The sequence below is a fragment of the Nocardia nepalensis genome, from assembly GCF_048910785.1.
GTDB classification, from domain to species: domain Bacteria; phylum Actinomycetota; class Actinomycetes; order Mycobacteriales; family Mycobacteriaceae; genus Nocardia; species Nocardia nepalensis.
This window is the reverse complement of sequence record NZ_JBKBET010000003.1, coordinates 416,567-433,830: the sequence shown is the minus strand read 5'-3', so window position 1 is coordinate 433,830 and position 17,264 is coordinate 416,567. Positions and strand designations below refer to the sequence as shown.

Annotated in this window: 15 protein-coding genes and 1 tRNA gene; 8 read left to right on the top strand and 8 right to left on the bottom strand. The window is 67.4% G+C overall.

The features are described from left to right. Positions 1-19: 19 nt before the first annotated feature. The gene (locus ACHQ4I_RS02530) at positions 20-1,429 is read right to left on the bottom strand and encodes a DUF3662 and FHA domain-containing protein (RefSeq protein ID WP_420769998.1); all 1,410 of its coding nucleotides are present in this window, start codon (positions 1,427-1,429) and stop codon (positions 20-22) included. A 224-nt stretch (positions 1,430-1,653) separates the two neighbouring features. Here ACHQ4I_RS02530 and ACHQ4I_RS02525 point away from each other — a divergent pair. After that, positions 1,654-1,736 (top strand) — tRNA-Leu (locus tag ACHQ4I_RS02525). A gap of 79 nt (positions 1,737-1,815) precedes the next feature. On the opposite strand, the gene ACHQ4I_RS02520 is transcribed toward ACHQ4I_RS02525, so the two are convergent. Continuing rightward, complete coding sequence (locus tag ACHQ4I_RS02520) at positions 1,816-2,484, bottom strand: MspA family porin (protein WP_420769997.1); 669 nt, start codon at positions 2,482-2,484, stop codon at positions 1,816-1,818. 286 nt (positions 2,485-2,770) lie between these two features. Here ACHQ4I_RS02520 and ACHQ4I_RS02515 point away from each other — a divergent pair, with 286 nt between their 5' ends. Then, entirely contained in the window at positions 2,771-3,790 is a 1,020-nt protein-coding gene (locus ACHQ4I_RS02515) for a DMT family transporter (protein WP_420769996.1), read from the top strand. Between the two features lie 8 nt (positions 3,791-3,798). After that, positions 3,799-4,167 carry a MerR family transcriptional regulator gene (locus ACHQ4I_RS02510; RefSeq protein ID WP_420769995.1) on the top strand — a complete coding sequence of 123 codons (369 nt, stop codon included), beginning with the start codon at positions 3,799-3,801 and terminating at the stop codon, positions 4,165-4,167. Between the two features lie 8 nt (positions 4,168-4,175). On the opposite strand, the gene ACHQ4I_RS02505 is transcribed toward ACHQ4I_RS02510, so the two are convergent. Both ACHQ4I_RS02505 and ACHQ4I_RS02500 read right to left on the bottom strand, forming a co-directional pair. Then, positions 4,176-5,426, bottom strand: a complete 1,251-nt coding sequence (locus tag ACHQ4I_RS02505; RefSeq protein ID WP_420769994.1) for an MFS transporter — start codon at positions 5,424-5,426, stop codon at positions 4,176-4,178. A gap of 106 nt (positions 5,427-5,532) precedes the next feature. After that, positions 5,533-6,774, bottom strand: coding sequence for an MBL fold metallo-hydrolase (locus ACHQ4I_RS02500; protein ID WP_420769993.1), 1,242 nt, complete (start codon positions 6,772-6,774; stop codon positions 5,533-5,535). A 66-nt stretch (positions 6,775-6,840) separates the two neighbouring features. Here ACHQ4I_RS02500 and ACHQ4I_RS02495 point away from each other — a divergent pair, with 66 nt between their 5' ends. Next, the gene (locus ACHQ4I_RS02495) at positions 6,841-7,530 is read left to right on the top strand and encodes an ArsR/SmtB family transcription factor (protein ID WP_420770175.1); all 690 of its coding nucleotides are present in this window, start codon (positions 6,841-6,843) and stop codon (positions 7,528-7,530) included. 24 nt (positions 7,531-7,554) lie between these two features. Then, complete coding sequence (locus ACHQ4I_RS02490) at positions 7,555-8,322, top strand: SDR family NAD(P)-dependent oxidoreductase (RefSeq protein ID WP_420769992.1); 768 nt, start codon at positions 7,555-7,557, stop codon at positions 8,320-8,322. Here the strand turns inward: ACHQ4I_RS02490 and ACHQ4I_RS02485 are convergent, their stop codons facing one another. After that, entirely contained in the window at positions 8,323-8,949 is a 627-nt protein-coding gene (locus tag ACHQ4I_RS02485) for a class I SAM-dependent methyltransferase (protein ID WP_420769991.1), read from the bottom strand. 108 nt (positions 8,950-9,057) lie between these two features. Here ACHQ4I_RS02485 and ACHQ4I_RS02480 point away from each other — a divergent pair, with 108 nt between their 5' ends. After that, positions 9,058-10,473, top strand: coding sequence for a hypothetical protein (locus tag ACHQ4I_RS02480; protein ID WP_420769990.1), 1,416 nt, complete (start codon positions 9,058-9,060; stop codon positions 10,471-10,473). Here ACHQ4I_RS02480 and ACHQ4I_RS02475 read toward each other — a convergent pair. Beyond that, entirely contained in the window at positions 10,466-11,089 is a 624-nt protein-coding gene (locus ACHQ4I_RS02475; RefSeq protein ID WP_420769989.1) for a TetR/AcrR family transcriptional regulator, read from the bottom strand. The two genes, ACHQ4I_RS02480 and ACHQ4I_RS02475, sit on opposite strands and share 8 nt — an antisense overlap. An 88-nt stretch (positions 11,090-11,177) precedes the next feature. Here ACHQ4I_RS02475 and ACHQ4I_RS02470 point away from each other — a divergent pair, with 88 nt between their 5' ends. After that, positions 11,178-13,343 carry an MMPL family transporter gene (locus ACHQ4I_RS02470; protein ID WP_420769988.1) on the top strand — a complete coding sequence of 722 codons (2,166 nt, stop codon included), beginning with the start codon at positions 11,178-11,180 and terminating at the stop codon, positions 13,341-13,343. Positions 13,344-14,083: 740 nt separating this feature from the next. Here ACHQ4I_RS02470 and ACHQ4I_RS02465 read toward each other — a convergent pair. After that, positions 14,084-15,109, bottom strand: a complete 1,026-nt coding sequence (locus tag ACHQ4I_RS02465) for a stage II sporulation protein M (RefSeq protein ID WP_420769987.1) — start codon at positions 15,107-15,109, stop codon at positions 14,084-14,086. A gap of 41 nt (positions 15,110-15,150) precedes the next feature. Here ACHQ4I_RS02465 and ACHQ4I_RS02460 point away from each other — a divergent pair, with 41 nt between their 5' ends. After that, the gene (locus tag ACHQ4I_RS02460) at positions 15,151-15,957 is read left to right on the top strand and encodes an RDD family protein (RefSeq protein ID WP_420769986.1); all 807 of its coding nucleotides are present in this window, start codon (positions 15,151-15,153) and stop codon (positions 15,955-15,957) included. Positions 15,958-15,965: 8 nt separating this feature from the next. Here ACHQ4I_RS02460 and ACHQ4I_RS02455 read toward each other — a convergent pair whose 3' ends face one another. Further along, the gene (locus tag ACHQ4I_RS02455) at positions 15,966-17,261 is read right to left on the bottom strand and encodes a DUF58 domain-containing protein (RefSeq protein WP_420769985.1); all 1,296 of its coding nucleotides are present in this window, start codon (positions 17,259-17,261) and stop codon (positions 15,966-15,968) included. Positions 17,262-17,264 lie beyond the last annotated feature (3 nt).

The window sequence follows — 17,264 nt, the reverse complement described above, 5'->3', positions numbered from 1 at the left end:
GCACCGCGAGCTTACGGGATCAGACGATACGGATCAGGATCTCGGAATGCCCGGCGCGGATCACGTCACCGTCGGCGAGCTGCCAATCCTGGACGGGGGAGCCGTTGACGAGGGTGCCGTTGGTCGAGCCCAGGTCCGAGAGCATCGCGGTCTGCCCGTCCCAGCGAACCTCGATGTGGCGGCGCGAAACCCCGGTGTCCGGCAGCCGGAAGTGCGCGTCCTGGCCCCGGCCGATGATGTTGCTGCCCTCGCGGAGCTGATAGGTGCGGCCGCTGCCGTCGTCGAGTTGCAGGGTCGCGGAGTAGCCCGAACCGGCTTGTGCGCCACCGCCATACGCGGGGGCCTGGTATCCGCCGCCCGGTGCGCCGTAGCCGGGCTGTTGCGAGTAGGCCTGGCCATAGCCGCCCGGCTCCTCGGGCGCGGCGTAGCCCGGCTCGCCGTAACCCGGTTCCGCGTAGCCCTGTTCGCCGTAGCCGGACTGTGCGTAGCCCTGCTGCCCGTAGCCCTGCTGCTGACCGTAACCGCCCTGGTCGGCGTAGCCCTGTTCGCCGTAGCCGGACTGCCCGTAGCCCTGCTGCCCGTAGCCTTGTTCGCCGTAGCCCTGCTGCCCGTAGCCCGGCTCCTGGTAGCCCTGCTGGCCGTAGTCCTGGTCGGCGTAGCCACCCTGCTGCTGGCCGTAGCCGCCGCGGTCGCCATAGGCCTGGCCGTAGGCCGGCTCCTGGTAGCCCTGCTGCCCGTAGCCCTGGCCACCCTGCTGGTAGTCGTAACCGTTCTGGTAGTCGCCGTAGCCCTGCTGCGAGTCCGGCGCCTGATAATCGGAGCCACCGCCGTAGGGCGCGCCGCCGCGGGCGTAGTCGTCGCGATACGCACCGTTCGGCGGCCCGGGCCGCCCCGCTGGCGGCGGTGCGTACCCGCGGTTGCGTGGATCGGACTCCGCGGGCTCACGGCTTGGGTCGTAGCCTGAGTTCTGCGTCATGGGGCCAGCTCCTGGTTGCGGGTGTGCAGGTCGTTGTGGCGGGGGTTCGGGGCTGCGAGCCGGGGTGGCTCTGCGGCCGATGTCGGGATCGACCCGACCGCTCGCCCTGAACTGTCCGGTGTGCAGCGTAGGTGATGCCTCGAATGCCACGTGTACTTCGCCGTAGGTCTGCCAGCCTTGTTCGCGGATGTAGTCCTGTAGGTGCTTGGCGAATGCGCGGGTCGTGAGGTCGTGGTCGGCCTCGAGTTGTTGGTGGTCAGAGGTGTTGATGGTGATCACATAGCTGTTGGGCGCCAACAGATGTCCGCCACCCAGATCCTGGATGTTGTCGGCGGCTTCCTGCTTGAGCGCCGCCTCCACCTCCTGGGGTACGACACTGCCCCCGAAGGCTCTGGCGAACACATCACCGACGGCGCCCTGCAGGCGACGCTCGAAACGAGAAACGATGCCCATCTCGGCCTCCCTTCGGCGAGCGTCTGTGCTGATTCATAACAACGACACGCGGATATGGCGTGTCGCGTATCGACCACGTTCATTGCATGATATCCACGATCGTCCACACCTGTAACTCCTGGAAAGCCCAGGGGGTTCCCGTGGCTGGCTGGCCAGCGCCGAAGCGCCGTCAGCAGGCGATTTCGTGTCTCGCCGACCATCGTGATACTGTCTCCCAGTCGCTCGGGCGAGTGGCGGAATGGCAGACGCGCTGGCTTCAGGTGCCAGTGTCCTTCGGGACGTGGGGGTTCAAGTCCCCCTTCGCCCACTGCTTCACCTGAGAAAGGCTCGTGCTCGCAAAGAGCACGAGCCTTTTTCTCGTTTTCGCGGGTGCATCCGCGGGTCGCTCAGAACGCGAATTCGGTGCCGTAGCCCGTCGTCTGGGCAGTGCTGTTGGTGGCGTCGGCGGTGACGGTCACGAACGGCATGGCCGAGGCGGGTGAGAGGCATCCGCTGACATTCAGCGGGGTATTGGTGTGCCCGAAGGTGTAGGGGAACGCCGCGTCCGGGTCCAGGAGTGCGGTGCCGATCGCTACCGCGGTGACATTGCCCGGGGCCACCGTTACCGAAAGCGCACCGGTGATGCCCGCGTTGACACCGACGTTGGGCGACACACTGACGCTGACGCTGGGCGGCATCCCGGAAGTGATGGTGATCGAGGGCGCGATACCAGCGCTGACGCCGACACTCGGGGCGATACCCACCGAGATGCCATTGGAAATGTCCACCGCGCAGCCGATCAGATATCCGGCCACGATCTGCCCGCTACGCAGCGACGAGACGCCGTCCATGTGGACCGAATACTCTGCGGACACCTTGACCTGGTGCGCGAACGGGACGTTGGATGCGATATCACCGCCGGGCGATGCGGAACTATTCGAATCGACCGATGCGACCACGTGCAGCCCACCGGCGTTGACCTCCCCCGGCGCCGCGCTGGCCGCGGTAACAGCACCGGTGGCGGCCACCGTTACCGCGATGATTACGGCGAGGATTTGCGAATGCTTGCGGTTCATCACGCTCCAGTCGAGTAGTCATCGAAACGGAACTTCACCAACGAACTCGCACACCAGCGATCGACGCGGATTCTGTGCGGGGTGTGCGGATCCAAAAACTGTAGCGGCCGGCGCAGGTCGGTCGCGGTTAACAGGGCCGGGGCGGCGTCATTTGGGCCGTCTGAAACCGAATGACACCTAATTCAGCGGTCTCTAATATCGGACGGGTGTACCGATGCTTCCTGATCACCCCGCCGCGCGCCTCCTGAGCGAGGTGTGCGCACCACCCGGTAGGTGAGCGCGCCGCATGGGCATCGTGCACCTCGCTTCCGCGACCCCCGATCCCTTTCTGTCGCAGGAGCGCGAACTCTTCATGTCCACATCTGTATCTATGCCCGGTCGAGCCGGGCTGGTCTGTCTCATCGGCGCCGGACTGTTGGCGGGCAGCGGCGGTCTGCTGGGCACCCTCCTTCATCGCGCGACCGGCCTTTCACCGGTGTCCGTCGCCACCTGTCGGCTCGCCGTCGGCGGGCTGTCGCTGATCGCTGTGCTCACCGTGACGCGACGGCCATGGCCGCGAGACATCGTGGCCTGGCGAAGGATCGGGGCGGTCGGGGTGCTTTCCGCAACCGTCCAGGCGAGCTTCTTCGGTGCTGTCGCGGCATCGTCGGTGAGCCTGGCGACCCTGATCACCATCGGGATGGCACCGGTGGTGGTCGCGCTGCTGGAACAACTGACCGGCAGGTGGGTCCTGGATCGTCGGCGTGGGGCGACGATCGGCATCGCACTGCTCGGGTTGATCCTGCTCGTCGGCGCACCCTCGGACCACTCGGCAGCGGGCGGGATATTCGCGGGTGCGGCAATGGCATTGGTGTCCGCCTGCGCCTTCGCGACGGTCACTGTGATCAGTGCCCGGCCGGTGCCAGGGCTCGACGCAATGACCACGACGGGGTTCGGCCTGGGTTGCGGTGCGGTGCTGCTGACACCGCTCGCGGCGATTTCAGGGCTTACGTTCGCCCCGACTCCGTACAGCATTGTCCTCGTCGTCGCACTCGGGCTGATACCTACCGCGGTGGCGTCCACCCTGTACTTCCGCGGGCTGTCCCAGGCCGGTGCGGGCACGGCCGCGGTGCTCGCGCTGCTCGAGCCCCTTACCGGCGCGGTGCTGGCCGCCGCGATGCTCGGTGAACGGCTGACGTCGAGTGGGTTGCTGGGCGCGGTGCTACTGACAGCAGCGCTGGTCCGCACCAGTGTTCAGTCACGGACCGGTGCGTCGTCCGTGCCGCTTATGCTCGGACCATCACATCCATGTGAAGGTCAAGGGTGAGGTGGGATATGCGGATCGGGGAACTGTCGGAGCGCACCGGTACGCCGCGGCGGCTGCTGCGCTACTACGAGGAGCAGGGCCTCATCGCCGCGGACCGTTGCGCCAACGGCTACCGCACCTATGACGACCGCTTCGTCGACCGGGTCCTGCAGATCCGCGGCCTGCTCGACGCGGGCCTGCCGACCCGCATCATCAAGCAAATCCTGCCCTGCCTGGACAAACCCCGCACCATTTACTTACCGGACGTGACCCCGGAAATGCTCGCCACCCTGGAACACGAACGTGACCGGATGACCGACCGCATCCGCTGCCTGTCCCGCAACCGCGACGCCATCGCCGAATACCTCGAAACGGTCAGAGGGAATGCCGCCCCCTGATCGGTATGTCATCTGATCCAGCGGGCGGCCAGAAGTCCGGAGGCGGCGGTCAGTAGCGCGGCGGCGACGACGGTCGCGTTCAGGCCGAGCTGGTCGGCGAGGACGCCCGCGATGAGAGCGCCTGCGGCATAACCGATATCGCGCCAGAAGCGGTAGGTGCCCAGCGCGTTGGCGCGCCAGGCGGGATGGGCGTGGTCGGATACCGACGCGATGAGGGCTGGATAGACCATTGCGGTGCCGATCCCGAGGGCGATCGCGGAGACGACGCCCGCCAGCAGCGGGCGCTCCAGCAGCGCCAGTGCCAGGACGAATCCGGCGGATTGGACCAGCATGCCGGCGACGATCAGAGGTTTGCGGCCGATGCGGTCGGCGAGATGGCCGGTGGGAATCTGCCCGATGCCCCACAGCAGCGGGTAGAGGCCCTTGATCAGCCCGATGGCGGCGATGCCGAGGCCATGGTCGGTGAACAGCAGTGGGAACACACCCCAGGTGAGTCCGTCGTTGAGATTGTTGACCATGCCCGCTTGGCTGGCGCCGCGCAGTGACCGGTTGTGCCAGGAGGTGCGGGCGAAGATCGTGGCCAGCGAATTGCCTTGGCCGGGTTCTAGTTTCGGGTGATCGGCCAGTTCGAGCGCCAGATGGGCGGCGGTATCGCCGACGACGATCGACAGGCCGAGTCCGGCGGCGACGAATACGACGCCGATCAGTTCGGGCGCGGGCCGCAGCCCGTAGCTGGTGGCGAGATATCCGGTGAGCAGCGCGGTGGCGCCGACGGCGACATATCCGGCGGCCTCGTTGAGTCCGGTGGCGAGTCCGCGACGGGCCGGGCCGACGAGGTCGATCTTCATATTGACCGTCATCGACCAGGTCAAGCCCTGATTGGCGCCGAGCAGAACGTTGGCGGCCACGATCCATCCCCATGCCGGTGCCCAGGCCAACAGGAACGGGACCGGGATGCCGATGAGCCATCCGGAGATCAGCAGCTGTTTACGGCGGAAACGTGCGGTCAATGCTCCGGCGGCGAGATTGGTCAGCGCCTTGGTCACGCCGAAGGCGATGATGAAGGAGAACACCGCCAGATCGCTCGTCAGGCCGAAGGTTTCGGCGCCGATCAACGGAACGGTGGTGCGCTCCAACCCGACCAGGCCGCCGACACAGATATTGACGATCACCAGCAGGCTGAACGGCAGCCAGTTCTCCCGCAACCCCAATCGCACCGGACGTGCCACCGCGCCCGACCCGGGAGCGGTGGCGTTCATCGAGCGTCGGTGAGCTGTTGGCCGCTGGCCGCGGCGAATTCGGCTGGGCCGCCGTCGAGTGCGACGATATCGCTGCGCCCGGCCCGCTCGAGCAGGCTCGCCGCGGTCATGGCGCGCTCGCCGTGCCCGCACGCGACGACGGCGCCGGCGGGGGCATCGGAGCGATATCGCCGAGTTCGATGTGGACCGCCCCTGGGACATGTCCGGCCGCGAACTCATTGTCCTGGCGCACATCGACGAACGTGCGTCCCCGCGCATCCGCTGCGGACAGGAACTCCGTGCGTCGTTGTTCGCCGCCCTCGGCGAGCCACCCGGACATCCCGGCCAGCCGTCCGGCGAGGCGTTCGTAGCCGATTTTGTATGCCTGCCAGATGATTTCGCTCAGGTCCTGGTCTTCTCCGGTGACGAAGACCAGCGGTATGTCGTCGGGCAGCAACCAGCCGAGCCAGGTCGCGAACTGGCCGCGCAACGGGATCGAGATCGCGCCGGGGATGTGTCCGGCCGCGTAGTCGGCCGCTGGGCGGACATCGACCGCGACCGCGCCCTCGGCCAGCAGCGCTCGCACGCGCGCTGGATCCAGCGTGGGCAGGATCGGATCGGCGGGCAATACGGCGGGCCCACGCCGGTTGAGTTCGGCGAGGCGATCGAAATAGGTGGGATAGGAGCCGAGACTCGCCACGAGTTGACGCACGAAGCTGTCTTCATCGGGTGCGGCAAGCAGCGGGTTGGCTCGCTTCTGGGCGCCGATGGTCGAGGTGCGATCGGTTCCGGGTGGGGCCGAGCAGAACGAGCCCGCACCGTGTGTCGGCCAAACCGCCACGTCATCGCCCAATGTCATGAGCCGATGCAGTGACCTGTACTGGGCGCGCGCCAGTTCCTCGGTGCGGTCGGCGCCGAGCAGATCGGTGCGGGCGGCGGAGTTCACGATCAACGACCCGCCGGTGAACACGCCGAGTTCCCGGCTGCCGTCGAGTAACAGGAACGACAAATGTTCGTCGGTGTGGCCCGGGGTGGCCAGTGCTCGCAGTGTCAGCCCGCCGAGGTCGATTTCATCGCCGTCGCCGAGGCCGGTATGGGCGAAGCGGCGCAGGCCCGCCGCGGACGCGAGGACCGTCGCATCGTCGTCGTGACCGAGTTGCACGGCGCCGGAGACGAAGTCGGCATGCAGGTGGGTATCGGCGGCGAACGCCACTCGCACACCGCGCCGCTGTGCCGCCGTCCGCAATGCCCGCAGGTCACGGCTGGCATCCACGGCCAGCGCCCGCCCATCGCCGAGATCGACAAGATAGGCGCTATTGCCCAGCCCCGCATCCACGAGCGGGATCAGTTGGTCGTCGGCGAAACTCACGATGGCCTCCAAGGTCGGTGGCGGGACGCCATGCTTATAATATTCCATAGATTATTGGAGGAAGCGATGGTGGAGTTCACACCGACCGAGAAGAAGGCCCGTCTCTACGAGGCTTTCGCGGCCAGCGGCAAGGCGCTGGCCAGCGGGAAGCGGCTCGAACTGCTGGATCTGCTCGCCCAGGGCGAGCGCACGGTGGAGGCGCTGGCGGCCGCTGCTGGATTGAATCTGACGACCGCGTCCGCACATCTGCAGACCCTCAAACAGGCCGGGTTCGTCGCCACGCGCCGTGAGGGCGTACGCATCCATTACCGCCTCGCCGGCGACGATGTCGCGCAGTTGTTCGCGCTGCTGCGCAAGGTCGCCGAAACCCATCAGGCCGCGGTCCCGGTCGCCCGCGCCGACTATCTCGGCACCGACGGCGCCCGTGTGGTCGGCCATGCGGAACTTCAGGCCCGGGTCGCCGCGGGTGCGGTGGTCGTGCTCGATGTGCGGCCGCTGATCGAATACCTGGCCGGGCACATCCCGGGCGCGATCTCGGTCCCGGTCGACGAACTCGCCGACCGGATCGCCGAATTTTCGGAAGATACCGAGATCGTCGTGTACTGCCGCGGCGAATACTGCGTTCTCGCCTACGACGCGGTGCGGCTGCTGACCGAACACGGTCGCCGGGCGGTCCGCCTCAATGACGGCATGCTCGAATGGCGGCTGGCCAACCTGCCGGTCCATACCGGTCCGCGCGAACCTGTTGACTCCTAATGAGAACCTGTTCTAATTTTTGGCATGCGCAGATATGAGGGCCGCCGGGTATTGGTCACCGGAGCGGGATCGGGCATCGGGCAGGGCATTGCCCTGCGGCTACTCGACGAGGGTGCGACATTGGTCGCCGCCGATGTCGACGCGGCGGGGCTGGAGACCACCGCGGCGAAGGCGGGCGACGCCGCCGATCGGCTGCGGACCGTCGAGGTGAATATCGCCGATATCGAGTCGGTGCGCGCGGCGACGGGCGAGGCGGTCGAATTCCTCGGCGGCCTGGATGTGCTGGTCAATGCGGCGGGCATTCTGCGTCCGGCGCGCACCGAGGATATGCCGCTCGAGGTGTGGAACCAGGTGATCACGGTCAACCTCACCGGTACCTTCCTGATGACCCAGAGCGCGCTGCCCGCGCTATTGGCGTCCGGACACGGCGTCGTCGTGAACCTCTCCTCGACCGCGGCCTTCAGCGCCGCGCCCTATCTGGCGGCGTATGCGGCCTCGAAGGGCGGCGTCAACGCCTTCACCCACGCGATCGCGCTGGAATACGCCAAGCAGGGGCTGCGCGCAGTGAACATCGTGCCCGCCGGCATCACCAGCGGGATCACCACCAAATCCATCCTCGATCAGCCCGAGGGTTTCGATCCGAAGCTGTTCTCCCGGATGACCGGCTGGCTCAACGGCGGCGCGCTCGGCAGTCCGGAGGATATCGCCGGTGTGGTCGCCATGGTCGCCTCCGATGACGGCCGCTATATGACCGGCACCGAAATCCGGATCGACGGCGGCGCGTTGATGTAGTCAGGCGGGTCGAGCGACGAGCAGATGATGCGGAATCGGCGGATTCGGCAGTTGCCGATGGTCGACGGTGCTGCCCGCGCGTTCCAATGCGGCGATCACCTCGGCCACCGGCCGCAGCGTGAAACCGTATGCGGTGAAGGGCAGTTTCGCCATCGCGTCCGGATCGCCGATGCCGACCACGAGGCTGCCGCCGGGACGGACGACGCGCACCAGTTCCTTGCACGCGGCATCCAGGTCCGGCACGAAGTAGATGGTGTTGACGGTGATCGCGGCATCGAGCGCGTTGTCGGCCAGCGGCAGTCCCGTCATCGGGCCCTCGGTGAGTTGCAGTCGGCCCGAACCGATTTCGCTGGCGAATTTGGCCCTGGCGCGGGTCAGCATGTCCGGGGAGATTTCGAAACCGTGCACCGTGCCGCCGCGTTCGAGCAGCATCGAAAGACCCGCGCCGCCGCCGAATCCGATATCGGCGACCGTCGCACCGGCGGTGACTTCCGCCGCCTCCACCGCACCCGCGATGGCGCGGTGATTGCCGCGATTGAGGATGAAGGCGAAGCCCTTCCCCAGTGTCCCGTGCGGGTTGCCGAGCTGACCGGCGATCGTGGACAGCAGACGGTCCCGAATACTCATGCCGTCATGCTAGCCACCGCCCAATTTGGATCATCTCTGCTTCGAATACTGTTCCCGCTGCGTCGGATCGGATTCGATCGAATGCCGTCAACGGAAAGCTGACCCCTGATGCGCTCACCACTCGTACTCCTCGCTGCCGCCTGCTTGGCACTCGCATCGGCCGGCGCGGCCGACGCGGCGGGATCGTGGGGTCCGCTGGCACCGCCCAATCCGTACCTGGGCCCGCTGGGGACCGCGACCATGCACGGTGACGCGGGGTCCTCGGATGCGACGCCATTGGCCGGGCCGGGTACGGGCTGGATTTCGGTGGCCGGGTACCCATTGGCGTCGGCGTGCCCGACGCTGCTGCAGGGTTCGGACAACCTGGTTGTCGCACTGTGCACGCCTGTCGTCGGTCAGACCCCGACCATCCATCTGCTCGATCCGTCCTTCGGCGGTCCGGTCGGCACCCCGCTGGCATCGCTGGAAATCGCCAAGGGCAGCCTGCTCGGCGGCGTCTACGCCTACCTCGACAATGCCGACCGCCTGGTCATCGTGGACGGCAACCGCACTCTGCTCCGCGTCGGCCACGCGCGCGACGCGGCGGGCAAGTGGCGGCTGTCGATCGATGCGTCTACCGACCTCGGCTCGGTGATTCCGGTTGGCGACAACGTGACCGGGCTGGTGCCGGACTGGTCCGGCAATGTCTGGTTCGCCACCGGCAAGAGTTTGGTCGGTCTGGTGACGCCCGCGGGTGCGGCGGCCACCGTCGCACTGCCCGCGGGTGAGTCGGTGGCCAACAGCATCTCGTCGGCGCCGAGTGGACGGGTGGCGGTCGCCACCACGCATGCGCTCTACGAGCTGCACGCCGACGCGGCCGGACGGCCGCAGGTGCTGTGGCGCGCGCCCTACGATCGCGGTTCGGCGCGCAAGCCGGGACAGCTCAGCTGGGGCACCGGCTCGACGCCGACCTACTTCGGGCCGAGCTCGGGGGCGGAATATCTGACCATCGTCGACAATGCGGACGGACAGGTCAACGCGCTGGTCTTCCGTTCCGGCAGTGGGCAATTGGTGTGCTCGCAACCGGTGCTCACCCGTGGCGGCCCGGGCAGCGAGAACTCGCCGATCGGCATCGGGCGGTCCGTCTTCGTCGCGAGTACCTACGGCTACCCGTACCCGGCCGTGCCCGAGGACGCGGGCCCGGCCGTTCCGGCTTCCGCACCGTTCGTCGGCGGCATGACCAGGGTCGATGTCGATGACACCGGGTGCCACACGGTGTGGGAGAACACGGTTCGCAGCGCAGCCGTCCCGCATCTGTCCACCGCCGACGGTTCGATCTACACCGTGACGCGCGTCGGACTCGACATCACGACCCCGCTGGACGGCTACGCGTTCACCGTCGTGAGTCCGGATACCGGCGCGGTGCTCTCGAACCGTCCGCTCGCCGGAACCATCGTCGACGACCCGCTGCAGACCTCGCCGTTGATCACCCACGATCGCAGGATCCTGCAGGGCACGATCACCGGAATCCTGCGCATCAGCTGAAATCACCGGCATTCGGTCCGGTGGCCAAACCCCGCTCGATGACCGCGAGGGTGCGCTTGATCGCCTGATCCCTGGCCGCGTCGTCGAGGTCGTCGAGTAAGCCATCGATGATGAGCGAGGCCATACCGTGCACCGTTGACCAGGCGGCGTATTCGGCATCCGGTCGATCGGCGGGGGCGAGGAATCCGACGGCCACGAGTTCGTCCAGGATGCCGGCGAGCAGGTCGAAGGCCGGGGATGGCATCTGGTCGCCGCAGAAGGCGGTGCGGAACAGACCGGGCTCGCGCAGTGCGAAGGTGATATAGCCCCGGCCCACCGCCCCTAGTCGGCTGATCGCATCCGCTTGCGGCGCAAGGCCTGCCATTGTCTCGGCCATCGCGCCGAACAGGGTCGCCTGTGCCTGCGCCTGCGCGGCGTTGAGTAATTCCTCGTGATTGGTGAAGTGCCGATAGGCCGCGGTCGGGGTGACACCGACGTGGCGGGCGGCGGCGCGCACCGTCACCGCCTCGGGTCCGCCGGTTTCCGCGAGTTCGGCGGCGGCGCGCACCAAGGCATTGCGCAGGTCGCCGTGGTGGTACGGGGCGGAGCGCTTCGTCGCTGCTTCCGAATCTGTCATCACATCGATGTTGACACCCGCACACATCTCATGGCAAGTTAACACGCATAAAGTTTACGCATGACAACATGCCCGATCGGAGACCGATATGTTCGAAAGACTCGGCAGATTCGTCGTCCACCACGCGCGCTGGATCCTGGTCGTCGGCGTGCTCGCGCTCGTCGCGGGCGGCGTGGTCGGCGCGACCGCCTTCAGCAAGATGCAGCCCGGCGGCCAAGAGGATCCCAACGCCCAATCCAGCGCCGCGGTCACGCAATTGGCCGATAAGTTCGGCGCCGATACCGACTACGTCTTCCTGGTCGAGGCGAAGCAGGGGACGGTCGACGCCGATGCGGTCGCCACCGTCGGCCGCGATCTGGCCCGGCGGCTCGCGGCCGATCAGCGGCTCATCAATGTCGTCTCGTACTGGGATACCGGATCCCCGGCCATGCGCTCCGGCGACGGGGCCGCCGCCGTGGTCCTAGCGGGCAATGCCGATAAGAACGCCACCGATAAGGAGAAGTCGGCCGCCGCGATCATCGATGCCTATCGCGCCGACGGGCCTACCGCGCAGATCGAGGTCGGCGGCGGCACCGCGATCTTCCACGCGATCACCCAGCAGATCGGCAAGGATCTCGGCCTCGCGGAAGCCGTTGCGGTGCCGTTGATCCTGGGGCTGCTGGTACTGGCCTTCGGCAATGTGATCGCCGCGCTGCTCACCCAGGTCGTCGGTGGCATCGCCATCCTCGGCACCTTCACCGAACTCTCGATCCTGGGTTCGGTCACCGATGTGTCGATCTATGCGGTGAATCTGACCACCGGTCTCGGTCTCGGCCTGGCGGTGGATTACGGGCTGCTGATGGTGAGTCGATTCCGGGAGCGCCGCGCTGCGGGGGCCGAACCGTCCGATGCCGTGATATCGGCGGTATCCACGGCCGGTCGGACCATAGCGTTCAGCGCGGCCACGGTCGTTGCCGCTCTGTCCGCGCTGGTGATCTTCCCGCAGTACTTCCTGCGGTCCTTCGCCTACGGCGGCATCGGCGTCGTGGCCATCTCGGCCCTGGCCGCGGTGGTCATCTTGCCCGCGCTGCTCACCGTGCTCGGCGCGCGGACCGATGCGTGGCGGGTGCCCGGTGTCCGCGGGATCCGAGGGGACGCCACGCCGTTCTGGGCCGGAGTCGCCGGATTCGCCATGCGCAGGCCGCTGCTGGCGGGTGTGCCGGTGGTGGCGGTGCTGCTGCTCGCGGCCGCCCCGCTGCTGAACGTGCAGTTCGGCACGCCCGACGATCGGGTGCTGCCGACGAGCACCGAGGTGCGTCAGGTCGGTGACGCGCTGCGCGACGACTTCGGCGGCGGCGATGTCAACGCGCTGTCGGTGATCACCGAGACCGGCGTGGCCGCCGGCCCGCTCGCGGACTACGCGCGCACACTGTCGCGGATCGAGCACGTCAGCCAGGTCGACTCGAGCGCGGGCACTTTCGTGCGCGGCGAGCTGACGGCGAGCACACCCGCCGATGCCCGCTTCGCCCGTCCGGACGCGCAGCGGCTGACGGTGCTCACCGATCTGGACCGCAATTCCGCCGCCGCGCGCGATCTGGTCGATCGGGTGCGCGAGGTGCCGGGTCCGGCCGGGGCGAGCGCCTTGGTCGGCGGTCAGGTGGCCGAGTTGCGCGACAGCCTCGCGTCGATCGGCGCGAAACTGCCGATCGCGATCGGGTGGATCGTGGCGACGACCTTCGCGCTGCTGTTCCTGTTCACCGGCAGCATCGTGCAGCCGCTGCGCGCACTGCTGTCGAATGTGCTGAGTCTGGCCGCCACACTCGGGCTGATGGTGTTCATCTTCCAGCAGGGGCACCTGTCCGGGGTGATCGGTTTCACACCGGCGCCGCTGGATGTCTCGATGCTGCTGTTGTTGTTCTGCATCACCTTTGGGCTGTCGATGGACTACGAGGTGTTCGTGATCAGCCGGATCAAGGAGCTGCACGATCGCGGGGTGTCCACGAAGGAAGCGGTTATCGAAGGGCTGGCCAGGACCGGGCGTCTGGTGACCACCGCCGCGGCATTGATTTCGATCAGCTTCCTCGCCTTCACCAGCAGCGATGTTCGGTTTATCCAGTTCTTCGGTCTCGGTGCCGGATTGGCGATTCTGATCGACGCGACGCTGGTGCGCGGTGTGCTGGTGCCGGTGGCGATGCGACTGCTCGGCAGGGCGGCTTGGTACGCGCCCAAGCCGCTGCGGTTGGTGCACGGTCGGCTCGGTCTGGCCGAAGCCTGAGGGCGGTTCACGAGGCGGCCCCGCACGGAAATGTGGGGCCGCTTCGGCGTGTGGGTGATCGCCTGTCGCAGCGCCGTTTTCATGCGGTTCGGCCTGGTTGAGCGGCAATGGTGGCGGATGTCACAGAACCCGTTTTGGTTGCGGTCGAGGTGCTGACTCGGCCCCGATGTGGCAGTCGAGCAACCCCATTTCCCTAACTGGTTAATCATGATCTTGACCGGATGCAAGTCCACGTTGAAGGGTTGCGACTAGGTGTAGATCACGTTTATTAGCCGGTAAACAAACCTGAGGTTGCTTTTAGTTCATCCAACGGTCAGCTAACGCAATTATCGGCCATGGAATCCCCAGGTCGGGAGCATGTTGCGGGAACATGGAGAGATCTATGTTTTCCGTCCAGTTAATCGGTCGAAGAAAGTTTGTCGGCGATCGAAGGTTTTCCGAACGTGATCTGGGATCGCGCACTGAAGGTGCTTCGCGAGGCCTTGTGTGGGCCCCCCGGATTGCCGCTACGAGTTTGCTGGATGAGTGAAAAACCATGTGCCCACATGGGTTTGCTGGGGGCCTGCTTTATACGCTTGACCACGGCGGGGAGGGTTGCGTCGGGATAACGATTGTGTACAGTTGACGGTAACGCTGGCCGCAGCTGAGCTGGACTCGCTGCGGCCAGCGGAACTCAATTGGGGGACTTCGAAACTCATCCGCGGCTCAGCGTTGCTACTGATTGCCCGGACCCATTTCACTCATCGTGTGCTCGGCGTTGTCTGCCAACGGTCCGTGATATCCGTGCCGGGTAGACCGAGTTCGGCCGCGGCCCGGGCGTCCTGCTCGAGCGCGGCGCGGCGACCGACCACGAAGACGTAGCCGAGAAACAATGCCTCCGCGACGAATCCGATGCCGACCTTCACCGGCACCGGCAGCGAACTCGGCGTCACGAAACCCTCGAGCAGACCGCAGACCAGCAGCACCGCGACCAGACCGAGCGCGACCGTCGCGGTCGCCCGGCCCTGGCGCGCCACCGCCTCCAGCCGACTCGATCGGCCCGGATCGATCAGCGTCCAGCCCAGCTTCAGTCCGACGCCGCCCGCCACGAAGATCGCGGTCAGCTCGAGCGTGCCGTGCGGCAGGATGAACCCGAAGAACGAATCGAGCCGACCGGCCTCGGCCATCAGCCCGCCGGTCACCGCCGTATTCAGCGCGTTCCCGAACAGCAGGTACACCGCCGGCAGGATCAGCACGCCCGTGAACAGCACCATCGCCGTCACCCAGGCGTTGTTGGTCCATACCTGCGCGGCGAAGGCGTCGTGCGGATGTTCGGAGTAGTAGGTCTCGAATTCCCCGCCCGGTGCGGTGAGCCAGTCGTTGTCGTTGGTGATGCCGAACACATCGCGCGCCGAACCGGATCCGGATATCCAGACGGCCAGACCGGTGGAGACCATGATGAACACCGCCGCCACCGCCACCCACCACGGCCACGCCCGATACAGCGTCGCGGGGAAGCGGTGCGTGAAGAACCGGCCCACCTCGTGCCACGCGTCGCCCTTGGTGCCCAGCACCCGGCCGCGCGCCTTGGTCAGCAGCGCGCTGAGTCCGGCGATGAGTTCCGGATCCGGACTGTGCGATTGCAGGCGCGCCAACTGCTGTGAGGTGCGCCGGTACAGCGCGACCAGTTCGTCGGCCTCGGCGCCGCTGAGCTTGCGCCGCCCGGCCAGATAGGCCAGCCGATCCCACGCCCCCCGCTGTGCGTAGCTGTACGCGTCTATGTCCATTGGTTGCCTCCCATACCGCCGGTCGGAAGAATGCTATCGACATGGCTGAATTCACCACCGGCGAAGCGGTCGCACTCGAGCTGCCGATCGCGCGGATCCCGACCAGGGCCATCGCGTTCCTCTTGGACGTGCTGGTGCAGTTCGTGCTGGGCAGCATCCTGGTGTTCGTCCTGAGCCTGGTGCTGGCCTTCTCCGGTGCGGACATCGCGTGGTTCAGTGCGGCGCTGATCACCGCGATCGTCGCAACGTTGGTCGGCTATCCGGTGCTCTGCGAAACCCTCATGCGCGGACGGACCATCGGGAAGTTGGCGCTCGGCCTGCGGGTGGTGCGCGGCGACGGCGGGCCGATCGATTTCCGTCACGCCCTGACCCGCGGTCTTGCGGGCGTGATCGTCGACTTCTGGATGTTGGGCGCGTTCGGTGCGGTCGGCGTGGTCACCTCGATGTGCTCGCCGAATGCGCGCCGGGTCGGCGATGTGCTCGCGGGCACCGTCGTCGTGCACGGTCAGCGCCGCGTGCCGTTCCCGCTGCTGGCCGTCGCGCCGCCCTGGCTCGTCGCCTGGTCCGGACAGCTGGACCTGTCCGGCATCCACGAAGATCTCGCGCTCGCGGTGCGCCAGTACCTGTCCCGCGTCAACACCCTCACCCCCGCCGTCCAGGCGAACCTCGGCCACACCCTGGTCGTCGCCGTCTGCGACCGTCTGCAGATCCCCGTCCCCGCGAACTACCCACCCGTACAGATCCTCGGCGCGGTCATCGCCGAACGCCAACGCCGCACCCTCGCCCCGATAGTCGCCCCGATGGTGATGGCCGGCCCGCGCCCCATGCCGATCGCCCGCGCGAGCTAGGCCGCGACTCACATCGTGCCGGACTGTTTGAGTTCGAGGTATTCGTCGGCCAGGGCTTCGGGGAGGCGGCCGGGGGAGGCCGCTACGACGGCTATGCCCATGCGGCGCAGGGATTCCTGGACCAGGGCGCGTTCGGCGAGCAGGGATTCGGCGGCGGCCGCGGGGTAGAGGTCGGCGAGGGTGGCGCGGTTGGCGGCCGCCGCGGCGACGTCGGGGTCGGTGACCGAGACGATCAGGACGCGGTGGCGTTGGGCGAGGGTCGGGAGCACCGGGAGCAGGTTTTCTTCGACGGCGGCGCCGTCGAGACTGGTGAACCAGACCACCAGGCTGCGGCGGCGGGTGCGTTGGATGGCGGCGCGGACCAGACCCGCGCTGTCGGTGTCGACCAGTGCGGGGGTCACGCCCGCCATGGCGTGCATGAGTTTCAGCTGCAGGCGGCGGCCGCCGACGCCGCGCACCTCGGTGCGGACCTTGCGGTCGTAGGCGAGCAGGTCCACCGAATCGCCCGCCGCGGCGGCGAGTCCGCCGAGCAGCAGTGCGGCCTCGATGCTCGCGTCCAGGCGGGTGCCCGCGCCGACGCGGCCCGCGCTGATGCGGCCGGTATCGAGCACCATCAGCATGTGGCGGTTGCGTTCCGGCCGCCAGGTGCGCACCAGGACGTCTTTGGCGCGGGCGGTCGCGCGCCAGTCGATGGCCCGGACGTCATCGCCGGCGACATACTCGCGGAACGAATCGAATTCGGTGCCCTGACCGCGCAGATTCGCGACATTGCGGCCCTCGAGATGTTGCAGCCGTTTCACCTTCGAGCGCAGCAGGCGTTCACTGCGGAATTCGGGCAGCGCGCGGACCCGGGCGGGCACCGTGTGGCGGCTCTGCCATCCGGCCATGCCCAGCAGGCCGAACAGGCGCACCGTCACCGGACCCGCGACCCGATCGCCGCGGTAGGTGGGCGTCAGCGTGGTGTGTACGCGCAGGCGGGTGTTGGGCGGCAGATCCAGTCGGTGCGTGCGGGTTTCGGCGCGGGCACTGCCGGGCCAGTCGTCCCACATCCGCCCGCGCACGGTGCGGGTTCCGTTGTTCACCACGCTGAGTTCCACGTCAGCGGCGCGGCCGAGCCGGATCACCGTCAGCTGTTCCCTGGACAGCGTGAGATCGCGGGGCCGCGCCACCGTGCCCAGATCGAAAAGGACAAGGGCGGCAAGCAGACTCGTCACGAGGACAACGCCGAGCCAGGACGGCATGACGAAGCCGACGAACAGCGCGAGCAGCACCGCCGTCACGGCGAGCCGACCGGTGACGACCACGAG

What these genes read in the sequence shown, in the direction of transcription:
- ACHQ4I_RS02485 (WP_420769991.1), bottom strand. Translation starts at nt 8,949, where the DNA reads ATGAGTATTCGGGACCGTCTGCTGTCCACGATCGCCGGTCAGCTCGGC.
- ACHQ4I_RS02475 (WP_420769989.1), bottom strand. Translation starts at nt 11,089, where the DNA reads ATGACAGATTCGGAAGCAGCGACGAAGCGCTCCGCCCCGTACCACCAC.
- ACHQ4I_RS02460 (WP_420769986.1), top strand. Translation starts at nt 15,151, where the DNA reads ATGGCTGAATTCACCACCGGCGAAGCGGTCGCACTCGAGCTGCCGATC.
- ACHQ4I_RS02470 (WP_420769988.1), top strand. Translation starts at nt 11,178, where the DNA reads ATGTTCGAAAGACTCGGCAGATTCGTCGTCCACCACGCGCGCTGGATC.
- ACHQ4I_RS02495 (WP_420770175.1), top strand. Translation starts at nt 6,841, where the DNA reads ATGGTGGAGTTCACACCGACCGAGAAGAAGGCCCGTCTCTACGAGGCT.
- ACHQ4I_RS02480 (WP_420769990.1), top strand. Translation starts at nt 9,058, where the DNA reads ATGCGCTCACCACTCGTACTCCTCGCTGCCGCCTGCTTGGCACTCGCA.
- ACHQ4I_RS02505 (WP_420769994.1), bottom strand. Translation starts at nt 5,426, where the DNA reads ATGAACGCCACCGCTCCCGGGTCGGGCGCGGTGGCACGTCCGGTGCGA.
- ACHQ4I_RS02465 (WP_420769987.1), bottom strand. Translation starts at nt 15,109, where the DNA reads ATGGACATAGACGCGTACAGCTACGCACAGCGGGGGGCGTGGGATCGG.
- ACHQ4I_RS02520 (WP_420769997.1), bottom strand. Translation starts at nt 2,484, where the DNA reads ATGAACCGCAAGCATTCGCAAATCCTCGCCGTAATCATCGCGGTAACG.
- ACHQ4I_RS02490 (WP_420769992.1), top strand. Translation starts at nt 7,555, where the DNA reads ATGCGCAGATATGAGGGCCGCCGGGTATTGGTCACCGGAGCGGGATCG.
- ACHQ4I_RS02515 (WP_420769996.1), top strand. Translation starts at nt 2,771, where the DNA reads ATGGGCATCGTGCACCTCGCTTCCGCGACCCCCGATCCCTTTCTGTCG.
- ACHQ4I_RS02510 (WP_420769995.1), top strand. Translation starts at nt 3,799, where the DNA reads ATGCGGATCGGGGAACTGTCGGAGCGCACCGGTACGCCGCGGCGGCTG.
- ACHQ4I_RS02530 (WP_420769998.1), bottom strand. Translation starts at nt 1,429, where the DNA reads ATGGGCATCGTTTCTCGTTTCGAGCGTCGCCTGCAGGGCGCCGTCGGT.